Below are 14,162 nucleotides of genomic sequence, written 5' to 3'. Positions count from 1 at the left end.
TTGCTAAAGTGGTTTTAGCACCTATTGGTAAGGAATAGAGATGAACAAAAAAATAACAGTGCTGGCGCAGGCAGTCAGCACCGCAGTGGTGTTGGCTGCAATGGCAGTTCCTGCTCATGCAGAAATTACGTTGTTAAAACAGGATCCTACTGCTGGAGATCCATTAAGCCGGTTAAATTTCACTGTGGGCGGGAGTATTCGTCCTCAGTTTAATAATATGACAGGTGATGGCGATAAAGGTTCTTACAAACGTAATGGTTTTGACGGTGGTACACGTTTTCGTTTCGCCTCTGACTACTATTTGTTCGATGACGTTAGCTGGATAAGTTATTACGAACTTGGCGTTGATATCCCGGCGGTATTTAACTGGGATGACCATTATGCCAAAGGTGCAAATCATACTAACCGCCGTATGCTGTATACCGGTCTGAAAAGTGATACCTGGGGTACGCTGACTTACGGTAAACAAAACAGTATTTATTATGATGTGGTTGGCGCAAAAACCGATATCTGGGATTACGACATGCTCGCCCAGGCACCAGGTAATGGTATCAAAGGCGACTATGATGGTTCTTACCGTTCACGCGGCATGCTGAAATACAAAAATACGTTCGGTGACGTAGATGTATATGGTGCGTGGCTGTTTAATGACGATGAGTTCTTGCCAGGTAATGGTCTGCGTTACAAACGTAAAGGCGGCGGCTCACTGGGTGTGGATTATCACATCACCAAAGACCTGACATGGGGTACTGCGTGGAACCTGACTCGTGCAGAAATGCGTGACCCGTCAAATGGTGACAGCAAAACCCAGAACCAGAATATTTTAGGTACAGCATTGAGCTGGAAACCGGATAACTGGACGTTCTCCTTCGGTGGTGGCTGGTATCAGAACTTCCTGGTCTCCAAGAAAAACACTGTTAATGACTACTTTGCTGGCGACGCCTGGGGTATTGAATACTTTGCCGGGTACAAATTCCCGATTGGCCAGTATGGCCTGCAGTCCGTTCAGCCATACTTTATGGGCGACCGCCTGGAATACGTCAACGACAGAAATTATCAGCGCATTGATAATGGCCTGGGTGTTAGTTTCCAACTGGATTATGGTTTCCGGGTTGATTACGAACACGTATTTACCTCCAGCACAGATAAAACGCTGGGTGATATGAACCTGGTACGTCTGCGTTACGACTTCTGATAAAAAAAAGACAAGCGCGTTATGCGCTTGTCTTTACTCTGCAGGCTACAGCTACTTCCTGCTAACCGCCAACAGATAAACTGACGGCTGTGCACTGAACCCGCTTTAACGGTTACTGCAACTGCAATTGTGCCCAGGCAATGCCGCTGGCGTACTCTTCTGGTAATAACGGGACCAGCGCTTCCAGTGAGGCAGAAAGGTGCCCTTTATCGGTATCAGAGAGATTCAGATGCCCTACCTTGCGGCCCGGTCGCACTTCTTTTTCATACCAGTGCAGGTGAACCAGTGGCAATTTGAGCCATTCCCAACTGCGTGGTGTACCAATCAGGTTAATCATTACTGAAGGCGCGCTGACCACCGGGCGCGGCAACGGTAAATCCAGTATTGCACGCAGGTGCAGCTCAAACTGGCTGATGGAGGCACCATTTTGTGTCCAGTGGCCACTATTGTGGACACGGGGAGCCAGTTCGTTAATCAGCAACCCGGCAGGTGTGACAAAACATTCCATGGCCATCACGCCGATATAACCCAGTTCATCCATAATGGCAGACAACATGGACTCAGCCTGGTTCTGCTGCTCAGCACTGGCGGAAGGGAACGCCACACTGGCACGCAGGATCCCGTCCTGATGCAGGTTGTGGGTGAGAGGGTAGAATACCTTTGTGCCATCTTTAGCGCGAGCGCCAACCAGTGACACCTCGCCAGAGAACTTAATGCCTTTCTCAACAATACACTCGCCGTAGCACTCAGCAGGCAGGTTGTCTGTTTCACCCGGGCACAGACGCCACTGACCACGCCCGTCATAGCCGCCCACACGGCGTTTAACAATCGCCAGTTCACCCGCAAGGGCAAATACGGCGGGCCACTCTTGTTCAGAGGCGAGTAATTGCCAGGGCGCGGTGGGTAACTGCAACTTATCGAACAACTGTTTTTGTGTCAGGCGGTCAGCAATGACCGGAAAAACATCGCGGTTAACAAATGCTGCATGGTTTGCCAGCTCGCGGGTTAACGGGGTTTCCGGCCAGCGTTCAATTTCAGCGGTGATAACACTGTGCTGCCAGGGAACGGCTTGCGGGTCTGCGTCCAGACCAACTGGCCAGACAGTGACCCCCAGAGGCTCCCCGGCCTGGCGCAGCATACGCCCAAGCTGGCCATTACCCAGTACGCAAACTTGCATTATTCAGCCTCCCGCGGGTCCGGGTTATTCAGCACTTCTTCAGTCTGTGTTTTGCGCCAGTTTTCCAGGCGGGCAAGCAGAGCGGTATCATGCTGGGCCAGAATTTGTGCTGCCAGTAACGCGGCATTTGCGGCACCAGCCTTGCCAATTGCCAGCGTACCTACCGGGATCCCTTTCGGCATTTGAACAATGGAGTACAGACTGTCTACACCGCTCAGTGCCGCGCTTTGTACAGGCACGCCCAGTACCGGCACCAGGGTTTTGGCGGCAATCATGCCTGGCAAGTGTGCTGCACCGCCAGCACCGGCGATAATAACCTGGAAACCATTACCCTGTGCCTGTTCGGCAAAACTGAACAGCTTATCGGGAGTACGGTGGGCGGAGACAATTTCCACATGGTGAGGAACGTCCAGAGCAGTCAGGACTTCAGCGGCAAACTGCATGGTAGCCCAGTCACTTTTGGACCCCATCACAATGGCGATACGCGCCGGGTTTTGGGTGGAAGACATGCGTCTCAAAACTCCTGTGAATAAACAAAAACAACGACAGACTGTTGCGGAGAAGGGCTCAGAGAATAGCACGTAAAACGGGCAAGGAAAACGGTTGCGTGGTGATGAAATGGGCATTAAACCATAACGAAATGGGTTAAAACGGAAAGTTGATCAGTGCCATCTCTTCTGCGCTAACACGAATCATTGAGCCTTCTGTATGCCAGGCCCCTAAAACGGCACGTAATGCGGGTTGACCGTTGGCTTCAAGCTCATGAATAGCCGGGCGATGCGTATGCCCGTGCACCAGCCATTGTGCCTGATGGCGGGTGAACGCTTCCTGTACTGCCTGTGGGTTAACATCCATAATCGCCAGCGACTTGTGTTGGTTCGCCTGCTGGCTGTTGGCGCGCATTTTCCGGGCGATACGGCGGCGAATAAACAGCGGCAGGGCAAGAAACAGGCGCTGGATCCAGGGCTTGTGAACTTTGCGGCGAAAATCCTGGTATGCCTGGTCATCAGTACATAATGTATCGCCGTGCATGATAATGACCGGGCGCCCGTACAGTGACAGGCACTGTTCCTGGGGCAGTAATACCATACCGCTGCGCCGGGCAAATGCTTTGCCCACCAAGAAATCACGGTTGCCATGAATAAAATAGACAGGCACACCCTGATTAACCAGGATGCGAATGGCATCGGCTATTTGCTGGTGAAGTGGCTCCGGGTCATCGTCGCCAATCCAGGCTTCGAATAAATCCCCGAGAATATACAGTGCGTCGGCTTGTGGGGCTGTCTGTGCCAGAAAACGCAGAAAACCGGCGGTTATCGCCGGTTCTTCTGTGCACAGATGCAAATCTGCGATAAAGAGTGTTGCCACGATTACTCGCTGACAGTCACGCTTTCAATTACTACGTCGTCTTTCGGAACATCCTGGTGCATACCACTGCGGCCAGTAGAAACGGCTTTGATTTTATCAACCACATCCATGCCTTCCACTACTTCAGCAAACACGCAGTAGCCCCAACCTTGCAGGCTTTCGCTGCTAAAGTTCAGGAAGTCGTTATCAACAACGTTGATAAAGAATTGTGCAGTTGCGGAATGTGGAGCCTGAGTACGCGCCATTGCCAGAGTGCCACGGGTATTTTTCAGGCCGTTATTGGCTTCGTTCTGAATGGTGTCTTTGGTGTCTTTTTGCTTCATGCCCGGTTCAAAACCGCCGCCCTGAATCATAAAGCCATTGATAACACGGTGGAAAATAGTGTTGTTGTAGAACCCTTCGCGACAGTAGTCCAGGAAGTTTTTAACTGTTACCGGCGCTTTATCGTCGAAAGTTTTGATAACGATATCGCCATGATTGGTATGAAAAGTAACCATGCTGTGCATCCTATTCTGCCATGTAGTGCTTAAGCCTGCGCTGCAGGCCACAATAGCCCGTTGTTATAGCACACTCATCAGGTTCGATCACCTTGCAATGCGTGCTGCTTTACAAAGGTTTTTTGGGGTAATATAGATTATTGCTTTTTTACCACACACATACATGGAATCGCTGATGTTAAAGATTTTCAATACTCTGAGCCGTCAAAAAGAAGAATTTAAACCTATTCATGCCGGGAAAGTTGGCATGTACGTGTGTGGGATAACTGTTTACGACCTGTGTCATATTGGCCATGGGCGAACTTTTGTCGCGTTTGATGTGGTGGTGCGCTACCTGCGTTCCCTGGGCTATGAAGTTAACTTTGTGCGTAATATCACTGACATTGACGATAAAATCATCAAACGTGCGGCGGAAAATGGTGAAAGTTTTACCGCGCTGGTGGACCGGATGATAACCGAGATGCATGCTGATTTTGATGCACTGAATATTCAGCGCCCCAGCAGCGAGCCGCGGGCAACGCACCATATTCATGAAATCATCGGTATCGTCGAGAAACTGATTCAGCGCGGGCATGCTTATGTTGCTGATAACGGCGATGTCATGTTCTCCGTCGTAACTGATGCCGCTTACGGGCTATTATCCCGCCAGGACCTGGAACAGCTCCAGGCAGGTGCGCGGGTTGATGTTGCAGATGCCAAACGTAACCCCATGGATTTTGTTCTGTGGAAAATGTCCAAACCGGGTGAGCCGAGCTGGTCGTCACCCTGGGGCGAAGGGCGACCGGGATGGCATATCGAATGTTCTGCTATGAACTGCAAACACCTGGGCAGCCATTTCGATATTCACGGCGGGGGTTCGGACCTGATGTTCCCGCACCATGAAAACGAAATAGCCCAGTCTACCTGTGCCCACGACGGCGACTATGTGAATTACTGGATGCATTCCGGGATGGTCATGGTGGACCGTGAGAAAATGTCCAAATCCCTGGGCAATTTCTTCACCGTGCGTGATGTACTGAAATATTACGATGCAGAAACAGTGCGCTACTTCCTGATGTCCGGGCATTATCGCAGCCAGCTCAATTACAGCGAAGAGAACCTGAAACAGGCGCGTGCTTCTCTGGAGCGTTTATACACTGCTTTGCGCGGTACAGATAAAGCGGCTGTTGCGGCAGGTGGCGAAGTATTCAAAGCACGCTTCTGTGAAGCAATGGACGATGATTTCAACACACCTGAAGCCTACTCAGTGCTGTTTGATATGGCCCGGGAAGTGAACCGCCTGAAAGGCGAAGATATCGCCGCGGCCAATGGCCTGGCTGCAGCGTTGCGTGATATCGCGTCTGTCCTTGGGATTCTTGAGCAAGACCCGGAAACCTTCCTGCAAGGCGGCGCACAGGCAGATGACGGCGAAGTGGCTGAAATTGAAGCACTGATTCAGCAGCGCCTTGATGCCCGTAAAGCAAAAGACTGGGCTGCTGCAGATGCCGCGCGTGACCGCCTGAATGAAATGGGTATTGTGCTGGAAGATGGCCCGCAGGGAACCACCTGGCGCAGAAAATAACAGTTTGTTTTTAGCAATTAAAAAAGCGGCTTTATGCCGCTTTTTTGTCTTTGGTATTTGCCGGCCTGGCTGTGTGAATAACAGCTAACTGCTGGTCACTAAATCAATCAGGCTTCTACGGTAACACTGTAACCGGCGAAAGTGACGGTCTGCCCGGCAACGATTTTGCAGCGCTTGCGGGTTTCTGTTGCGCCATCTACCTGAACCTGGCCGTCGGCGATAACAATTTTGGCCTGTGCGCCACTTTCAGCCCAGCCTTCCAGCTTTAACAAGTCACACAGTTCAACATGGGGGTGTTTACCCAGAAAAAACGTTGCCATTATTGCACTTCTCCATCGTGGTATTCTTCACAAGCCTGTAGCGTATTTTGAATCAGGGTCGCAACTGTCATTGGGCCCACACCACCAGGCACTGGCGTAATGTAAGCGGCCCGGGCGGCAGCATCTTCAAACACCACATCGCCCACTACTTTGCCGCTTTCCAGCCGGTTGATGCCCACATCAACCACAATTGCGCCTTCCTTAATCCATTCACCTGGGATAAAACCTGGCTTACCGACAGCAACGATCAGCAGGTCTGCATTTTCCACATGATGGCGTAAATTTTTCGTGAAGCGGTGAGTCACAGTAGTGGTACACCCGGCCAGCAATAACTCCATGCTCATTGGGCGGCCAACAATGTTTGAAGCGCCAATCACCACAGCATTCAGGCCATAGGTGTCAATATTGTAGCGTTCAAGCAGGGTAACAATACCGCGAGGGGTGCAGGGGCGCAGGCGAGGGGCTCGCTGGCACAGGCGGCCAACGTTATAAGGGTGGAAGCCATCCACGTCTTTATCGGGCGCGATACGCTCCAGCACTTTGACATTATCAATGCCTGCAGGCAGCGGGAGCTGAACCAGAATCCCGTCGATGCTCGGGTCAGCATTCAGCTTATCAATAAGGCTGAGCAATTCCGCTTCAGTGGTGGTTTCCGGCAGATCCCATGCACGGGAGATAAAACCGACTTCCTCACAGGCCTTGCGTTTGCTGCCTACATAAATTTGCGATGCCGGATTTTCCCCGACCAGCACAACAGCAAGCCCAGGCGCACGTTTACCAGCGGCCAGGCGAGCCTGTACTTTTTCCGCGACTTCGCGCCGTACCTGCTGCGCAATCGTTTTACCATCAATAATTGTTGCTGCCATCAGCGTGAGAATTCCATCTGTAATAAGAAAGGGAAGGGAATGTGTATATTTTGTCAGAAGCGAGGCGCGCTGTCAGTCACCAGAACAGATTTCGTTTGGTTTGCAGGTGTAAAACGGGGCATTTCGGGTGGTTTCGGCTGCGGAAACAGACAACTCTGAGTGCCATTTACTCACCCGGAAGTGGCGGCAAATTAGGAAGTTGAATTTTTTTCAATTACAGGCCGGGCTGGTTTATGCCATTTTATTTGTCCGACTATTTCCGAATTTTACAGAATGCGTCACAGCGAATGGCGCGTCAGGACCACACACACATTTCATCCAGGGGGAGAATATTTATGAAACTGCGCCTCACGTTCAGCGCACTGACCAGCGCCTTGTTATTAGCCGGTAGTATCCAGGCCGCACAGGCAAACAGCGACCCGCACACCATCGTATTTGGTGTTGCCCCCGGCCCATATGGCGACATGGTAAAAGAAGCCATTGCACCTTCACTGAAAGAAAAAGGCTACAAAGTCGTAGTACGCGAATTCAGTGATTATGTGCAACCCAATATGGCGCTGGCAAACGGCAGTATTGACGCCAACTTATTCCAGCACACCCTCTATTTTAATAAATTCAAAGAAGATAAAGGGCTGAAACTCACTAAGTTGATTTCTGTGCCTACCGCAGGTATGGGGCTGTACTCCCACAAAATCACCAGCCTTGATCAACTGAAAAAAGGCGACATCATCACGCTGTCTAACGACCCGACAAACCTGGCGCGCGGCCTGCGGTTTTTAGCATCATTAGGCCTGGTGACCATTAAACCGAATATTGACCCAACCAAAGCGTCTGAGCGCGATATCGCTGAAAACCCGAAAGGCCTGGTCTTTAAACCATTGGAAGCCGCACAACTCCCGCGCACCCTTGACAGCGTAACTGGTGCACTGGTTAACGGGAACTTTGCCATTGCCGCAGGGTTGAAATTGTCATCTGCACTGGAGCAAGAGCACCTGGATGACAACCTGAAGAATATCATTGCGGTACGCAGTGATGATGCGGATAAGCCCTTTGCCAAAGATATTGTTGCGGTTGTGAAGTCACCGGCTTATCGGGCTGTAATTGATGATCCTAAAAATAATTTCATCAGCTTCCAAAAACCAGACTGGATGGCGGCAGCCGCACAAACACAGCAGCAATAATTCAATATTCGATTAACCATGGCAGGCGATGACCTGCCTTTGGTGTTTCTGAGGTACCAAATGATTGAGCTTGAAAATGTCTGCGTAGATTTTGATGCGGGACAGGGGCGCCACACGCGAGCAGTTGAAGGCGTGAGCCTGAAAATCGCTGCCGGTGAAATCTTTGGCATTGTGGGTACCAGTGGTGCGGGGAAAAGCACTTTGCTGCGCACACTGAATGCTCTGCAACAGCCGAGTGAAGGCCGGGTCACTGTCAACGGCGTTACGCTCTCGACACTTCGTGGTGCGCCATTGCGTAAAGCACGCCAGCGAATTGGCATGATTTTTCAGCATTTTAATTTAATGCATACGCGCACTGTGGCGCAGAATGTCGCGTTCAGCCTGAAGGCCGCTGGCTGGGCCCGGGCAGATATCGCGCCCAGAGTGGCTGAAATTTTGCACCTGGTTGGCCTTGCCGATAAAGCTAACCGTTTTCCTGTGCAACTGAGTGGCGGGCAAAAGCAGCGGGTGGGTATCGCCCGGGCAATTGCCAATCACCCGGATGTCTTGCTGTGTGATGAGCCAACATCGGCGCTGGATCTGGAAACTTCGGCCAATATTCTTGAATTATTGCGCGAGATTAACGCACAGCTTGGCATCACTATTGTGCTCATTACCCATGAAATGAACGTTATCAAGTCGATTTGCGACCGGGTGGCGGTTATGTCGGCGGGTAAGGTGGTGGAACTGGGCGATGTGTTCGATATTTTCGCCCGGCCACAGCATGAATTCACCCGCCAGTTGGTGGCGCACACGCTGAACCTGGCTCTGCCTGAACGCCTGCAACAACACTTGCAGGGTACTCTGCTCAAAATTCAGTTTATTGGCGACAGCGCTGAGCAGCCCGTGTTGTCGGAAGTGGCAGTACAGTTCGGTGTGGCAGTAAATATTCTGCACGGCAAAATTGATTATATTGGCGAGCGTGCTCTGGGTGTGCTGGTGGTACAAATTACGGCTGCAACCCCGCAGGCGGTAGAAAACGCAGTCGCTCAGATTCAGGCGCGGACTGCGCAAGTGGAGGTGATCCGTGGATGATTTACTGGCTGATTTAACATTAGCGTTTGGCGAAACCTTCCAAATGCTGGGCATTTCCACGGTGCTGGCGATTTTAGGCGGCCTGCCCCTGGGGTTTCTGATTTTTGTTACCGACAGGCATTTGTTCTGGCAAAACAGGGCGGTTTACCTGGTGACGTCTGTACTGGTTAATATTATTCGTTCCGTCCCCTTTGTGATTTTGCTGGTGCTGTTATTGCCGCTCACCCAGTTCTTGTTGGGAAATACCATTGGCCCCATCGCGGCCTCAGTACCGCTTTCTGTCGCTGCCATTGCGTTTTATGCGCGCCTGGTAGACAGCGCGTTGCGTGAGGTGGATAAAGGGATTATTGAAGCGGCTGAAGCCTTCGGCGCCAGCCCGTTACGCATTATTTGCACGGTCCTGCTACCAGAAGCCAGCGCCGGGTTATTGCGCGGCCTGACAATTACTCTGGTCAGCCTGATTGGTTATTCTGCAATGGCCGGGATTGTTGGCGGGGGCGGTGTGGGCGACCTTGCTATTCGCTATGGTTATTACCGCTATGAAACCCAGGTTATGGTGGTGACGGTAGTCGCGCTGATTGTGCTGGTCCAGGTGGTTCAGGTTCTGGGCGACTGGCTGGCGAAGCGTGCGGATAAACGCGATCGCCACTAACTGTATGTTGGCCTGGCGTGGGTAGCGCCAGGCGTATCAACAGCCCGCAGTGATGTTTTTGCCAGGTGGTTAACGGCTGTGGCTCACTGTTTGTGATGCGTTTGCAAGTAATATGCTCATTTAGCCAGCACCCAGAACAAAAGCCATTGACTCACAAGGCCCTGACCGTATAATTCCTCGCGTTTCCAGGTGTCTACGCCGGAGATACTTGCAGTAATGCGCCCTTAGCTCAGTTGGATAGAGCAACGGCCTTCTAAGCCGTGGGTCACAGGTTCGAATCCTGTAGGGCGTACCATTTAAAATCAGTAAGTTATTACTAATTACTGACATCGATTTTCCCACCATGGGACATATTTGGGACATCATCACTAAAAATCACATCGATTTGTCGTGCATGTTCAGCCAAATAGATTGGTGCCAAAGGCCAGACTTAAGCAAAATTTCAAATAATTACAGCCACATCCTGTTCTTCTCTGCGTTGTTTTGCTGCTCCCTCTGAACTGTGGTTATTGATTCAAAAAACAGAACCCGTGTACCGGGACAATACTCATAAATTCTCCCGGCAAACCCCCCTCCAACCGGGTCTTTCAGCCAGAAATACTAAGCAGCCTATTATTACAATATGAAACAAGTTTTTTAATTAATTGTTGTATTTTTGTTGCTATAACAAATTAGTAACAATTCTGCTTTTCGTGGTATCACAGGGGCTGGCAGTGCCAATCCGACAAGGGTTTTTCCCTGCCTCCTTGCCTGGCCTTGCGCTCGCCAGCACAGCGCGGTGCGCAAATACAGAAAGGAAATACCCATGTCTTTTACACCTCTTACCTGGACGCCAGTGCAGCGTCATGTTGCTTTTGCCTGTTTTGGCGCATGGACTCTTGATGCGTTCGATTTCTTTATCCTGGTCTTTGTACTGAGTGATTTAGCCAGCTATTTCCATTCCAGTGTGGCTGAAGTCTCGCTGGCAATCATGTTAACCCTTGCTGTAAGGCCAATTGGTGCGTTGCTGTTTGGGCGCCTGGCGGAGCGTTATGGGCGCAAACCGGTGCTGATGCTCAATGTCGCTATGTTTTCATTGTTCGAATTACTTTCTGCCTGGTCTCCTACATTCGGTGCTTTTATGGCCTTCCGCCTGATTTACGGTATCGCGATGGGCGGGATTTGGGGCGTGGCATCGTCGCTGGCGATGGAAACGATTCCTGACCGTTCCCGTGGATTGATGTCCGGGATCTTTCAGGCAGGCTACCCTTGTGGCTACTTACTCTCTTCGATTATTTTTGGCCTTTTCTACAGCCTGGTTGGCTGGCGCGGTATGTTCCTGATTGGCACATTACCTGTGCTTATGCTGCCCTACATTTGGTTTAAAGTACCGGAATCCCCGGTGTGGCTGTCTGCCCGCGCACGTAAAGAAAGTACCGCGCTGATGCCAATTTTACGCATGCACTGGAAACTTTGCCTGTATCTGGTGGTGGTGATGGCGTGCTTTAACTTCTTCAGCCATGGCACACAGGATCTTTACCCCACCTTCCTGAAAGTTCAGCATGGCTTCTCTCCCCATACCGTCAGCATTATTGCCATTTGCTATAACATTGCGGCAATGATGGGCGGGATCTTATTTGGCGCGCTTTCCGAACATATTGGCCGTAAAAAAGCCATTATTATTGCGGCGTTTCTGGCGTTGCCAGTATTACCGCTGTGGGCGTTTTCCAGTGGTTCTTTCACCATTGGTTTAGGGGCTTTCCTGATGCAGTTTATGGTGCAGGGTGCCTGGGGTGTGGTGCCAACCTGGCTGAATGAACTGGTACCCGCCAATGCCCGTGCAGTCTTGCCCGGTTTTGTCTACCAACTGGGTAATCTGCTGGCGTCAGTTAACGCAACTCTCCAGGCGCGTATTGCTGAAACGCACCAGGGTAATTACGGCCTTGCGATGGCCTGTGTCGCCGGGGCAGTTGCTGTGTTGATTTGTGTGTTGGTGGCATTTGGGCGTGAAACCCAGGGCATGGTCATTACCGGTCGGGAAGAACCCGATGGCAGGCCAGCAACAGCTAACCGGCGTACGCCAGTTACGGATAATCAACACCCTGTGTCTTCATCGCATCATTGATTAAACCTGGCGCGATGCTATCTGTAAATGGGTAAGGGGCAGGGAACTGCCCTTTGTTTGTAGTAGCCACTCTTATGGCAGAATGAATATTGTATTAATAGTAATTCAGTGGGTTAATTGCAGGGATTACTGCCGGGGCGTAATATGCAGAAAATAAACCAATACAGGAAAGACTCATGCGGCAGAGAACAATAGTGTGCCCCATCATTCAGAACGAAGGGGCATATTTGCTATGTAAAATGGCAGATGACCGCGGTGTATTTCCAGGTCAGTGGGCATTGTCTGGTGGTGGAATGGAGCCAGGCGAAACCATGGAATATGCATTACGGCGTGAAATTCGGGAAGAACTGGGTGATGCACTGATTATAAACAAAATTACACCCTGGGCTTTTCGCGATGATATCAGAGTAAAGACCTATGCCGATGGCACAACAGAAGAAATCTATATGATTTACCTGATATTTGATTGCTTCAGTGCTAATAGAGAAATTACGTTCAACGAAGAGTTCCAGGAAATAGCCTGGGTTCTGCCAGCGGATCTCAAACAGATGGATTTGAATGAAGCAACCCGGATAACTTTTACCCAAAAAGGATTGTTATAACCGGGTAGTACTCGTTTTCTCATCTTTGGCTAACTGCCCGGCAAACAGCGTGTCAAAAGTGCTGCGCAGTAACACCAGGTCTGGCTGAATATGCCCGGCTCGTGTGACATGGTTCATCACTTCTTCTGCATGTTTGCGTGCCACACTGGCGTAGCGTTCCGGCCAGGCTTTAGCCAGCATTGCCAGTGATTTTAACAACCGCAACTGCACTTCACGCATGGCGGCGCCATCGCGCGCCACGGGTGAAAAAATATCGTCAAACAGGTTAGCCGGGCTTAAAGGGGCAAGATGAATTTGCGGATAAAGAACCTGCGCGTGTTGGTCTGATTTTTCTGATTGCTCAGCCCACACCGACAATACCCGCACCGCACGGCCAATAACATCAATAGCGGTGCCCGGGTCGTTCACGGCCGGTGACAGTGCCCGGCAGGCAATTTCTGCCATTACGCACAAACAAAAGCGCGGGTCCTGGTGAAAAGAACGCGCATCGGAAATACTCAGCGCGGATAACAGGCGCAGGCGCAATTCATCACTACATTTTTCAGTGGTGTACATGACTGCCTGGGAAGGGTGCACAAAGTTCCCGGGTTGGGCAACCAGGTAGACATGGGCCGGGCTACCTGTGAGCACTGCCGCCAGCTTACCAATATCAATATGTTCAACGTACCCCACTTGCGGTGAATAAATTGCCTGGGTACCCTCGGGTTGCGCGCCACTTTCTGTCCACGGGAAACAACCTAAACAAGGGGATTGCGCCCGGGCCTGAAACGCCCGCAAAGCTGCATCTTCCACCCGGGCTGTAGTTTCCCCCACACGCCCCAGCGAAGTCAGGTGCTGAATCCAGCGCAAAAGCGTCAGAACAATCAGTGCAATCACTACCAGCGTTACGACAAACAGAATTACCCGCCCGCGTTCACCATACGCCCCCATGTTCAGCGCGATAATTCCCACCAGGCTGAACAGAAACGAGCCAATAAAAGTGGCGAGGACATTTTGGGTTGTGGTGTCTTCTACTACCAGGCGGGTTGCACGTGGCGTGACATTGGTTGTGGCTGAGCCATAGGCAGTGACAACAATGCTCAGTGAAAAAGTCGTTACGGCCAGCATACTGGAGGCCAGAATATTCAGAATATTATCGACCGCTTTGGCACCGACTACCCCGGAAAATGCCGGGGGAATAAATGACTTTACAGCAATAGAAATCAGCGCCGTGAGAATGGCGGCGATGGCAAACAGAGTAGCCCTGAACCACAGTTTATGGAACATTTGTGTCAGTACAAACTGCCAGCGTGAAATCATCATCGTCCTCATACAATGCGACCCGGCAGGGTGGGGTAACGCGAAGGTCAATCATATTAATATTACAGCAAATTTCTTCATGCCCATTGGTTTTTCTGGAATGGTGGATACGGTCAAGAGCAGCAAGAAAAAGTGGGCGGCAGCTAGCCTGATGAGAAAAGCAGTTAATGTGTTTTGACTCTTGTACGTGCCGGCCAGATGTCTGCCTGTTTTCTGAACCTGTATTCTGAGCACTAAAGGTGCCCGGGATCACAAAATATCCATAT

At 50.9% G+C, this 14,162-nt stretch carries 14 protein-coding genes and 1 tRNA gene; 8 read left to right on the top strand and 7 right to left on the bottom strand.

Annotation, left to right across the window (positions count from 1 at the left end):
- Positions 1-40: 40 nt before the first annotated feature.
- A complete protein-coding gene (locus tag DES37_RS13350) occupies positions 41-1,195 on the top strand; it encodes a porin (protein WP_110026137.1) in 1,155 nt (384 codons plus the stop codon).
- Positions 1,196-1,307: 112 nt separating this feature from the next.
- On the opposite strand, the gene purK is transcribed toward DES37_RS13350, so the two are convergent.
- The 4 genes from purK to ppiB form a co-directional block, all read right to left on the bottom strand.
- Complete coding sequence (gene purK, locus DES37_RS13345) at positions 1,308-2,375, bottom strand: 5-(carboxyamino)imidazole ribonucleotide synthase (protein ID WP_110026135.1); 1,068 nt, start codon at positions 2,373-2,375, stop codon at positions 1,308-1,310.
- Positions 2,372-2,881: a 5-(carboxyamino)imidazole ribonucleotide mutase gene (gene purE / locus DES37_RS13340; protein WP_036109945.1), complete on the bottom strand. Its 510-nt coding sequence runs from the start codon at positions 2,879-2,881 to the stop codon at positions 2,372-2,374. The genes purK and purE overlap by 4 nt, the downstream gene beginning before the upstream one ends.
- Positions 2,882-3,017: 136 nt before the next feature.
- The gene (gene lpxH / locus DES37_RS13335; RefSeq protein WP_110026134.1) at positions 3,018-3,740 is read right to left on the bottom strand and encodes a UDP-2,3-diacylglucosamine diphosphatase; all 723 of its coding nucleotides are present in this window, start codon (positions 3,738-3,740) and stop codon (positions 3,018-3,020) included.
- A 2-nt stretch (positions 3,741-3,742) separates the two neighbouring features.
- Positions 3,743-4,237, bottom strand: coding sequence for a peptidylprolyl isomerase B (gene ppiB, locus DES37_RS13330; RefSeq protein ID WP_036110784.1), 495 nt, complete (start codon positions 4,235-4,237; stop codon positions 3,743-3,745).
- Positions 4,238-4,412: 175 nt separating this feature from the next.
- On the opposite strand from ppiB, the gene cysS reads away from it, so the two are divergent.
- Positions 4,413-5,798 (top strand): cysteine--tRNA ligase, encoded by a 1,386-nt coding sequence (gene cysS, locus DES37_RS13325; RefSeq protein ID WP_110026132.1) that lies wholly within the window; start codon positions 4,413-4,415, stop codon positions 5,796-5,798.
- Positions 5,799-5,905: 107 nt separating this feature from the next.
- On the opposite strand, the gene ybcJ is transcribed toward cysS, so the two are convergent.
- Both ybcJ and folD read right to left on the bottom strand, forming a co-directional pair.
- Complete coding sequence (ybcJ, locus tag DES37_RS13320) at positions 5,906-6,118, bottom strand: ribosome-associated protein YbcJ (protein ID WP_036109935.1); 213 nt, start codon at positions 6,116-6,118, stop codon at positions 5,906-5,908.
- On the bottom strand, positions 6,118-6,984 hold the full coding sequence (gene folD, locus DES37_RS13315; protein WP_036109930.1) for a bifunctional methylenetetrahydrofolate dehydrogenase/methenyltetrahydrofolate cyclohydrolase FolD: 867 nt from the start codon (positions 6,982-6,984) through the stop codon (positions 6,118-6,120). Before folD ends, ybcJ begins: the two co-directional genes overlap by 1 nt.
- 335 nt (positions 6,985-7,319) lie before the next feature.
- Here folD and DES37_RS13310 point away from each other — a divergent pair, with 335 nt between their 5' ends.
- From DES37_RS13310 to nudI, 6 genes are all read left to right on the top strand, one after another.
- Positions 7,320-8,165: a MetQ/NlpA family ABC transporter substrate-binding protein gene (locus DES37_RS13310; RefSeq protein ID WP_110026130.1), complete on the top strand. Its 846-nt coding sequence runs from the start codon at positions 7,320-7,322 to the stop codon at positions 8,163-8,165.
- Positions 8,166-8,225: 60 nt separating this feature from the next.
- Positions 8,226-9,239: a virulence-associated ABC transporter ATP-binding protein SfbB gene (gene sfbB / locus DES37_RS13305; protein ID WP_110026230.1), complete on the top strand. Its 1,014-nt coding sequence runs from the start codon at positions 8,226-8,228 to the stop codon at positions 9,237-9,239.
- Entirely contained in the window at positions 9,232-9,891 is a 660-nt protein-coding gene (locus tag DES37_RS13300) for a methionine ABC transporter permease (protein ID WP_036109924.1), read from the top strand. Before sfbB ends, DES37_RS13300 begins: the two co-directional genes overlap by 8 nt.
- Before the next feature lie 218 nt (positions 9,892-10,109).
- A tRNA-Arg gene (locus DES37_RS13295) sits at positions 10,110-10,186 on the top strand.
- Between the two features lie 510 nt (positions 10,187-10,696).
- The gene (locus DES37_RS13290; RefSeq protein ID WP_051691389.1) at positions 10,697-11,995 is read left to right on the top strand and encodes an MFS transporter; all 1,299 of its coding nucleotides are present in this window, start codon (positions 10,697-10,699) and stop codon (positions 11,993-11,995) included.
- A gap of 176 nt (positions 11,996-12,171) precedes the next feature.
- A complete protein-coding gene (nudI, locus tag DES37_RS13285; protein WP_110026129.1) occupies positions 12,172-12,597 on the top strand; it encodes a nucleoside triphosphatase NudI in 426 nt (141 codons plus the stop codon).
- On the opposite strand, the gene DES37_RS13280 is transcribed toward nudI, so the two are convergent.
- Entirely contained in the window at positions 12,592-13,896 is a 1,305-nt protein-coding gene (locus DES37_RS13280; protein WP_110026127.1) for a DUF2254 domain-containing protein, read from the bottom strand. The two genes, nudI and DES37_RS13280, sit on opposite strands and share 6 nt — an antisense overlap.
- Positions 13,897-14,162: the final 266 nt, after the last annotated feature.

The sequence above is a fragment of the Mangrovibacter plantisponsor genome (assembly GCF_003182475.1).
GTDB classification, from domain to species: Bacteria; Pseudomonadota; Gammaproteobacteria; order Enterobacterales; family Enterobacteriaceae; genus Mangrovibacter; species Mangrovibacter plantisponsor.
This window is presented reverse-complemented; position numbering and strand designations above follow the sequence as displayed.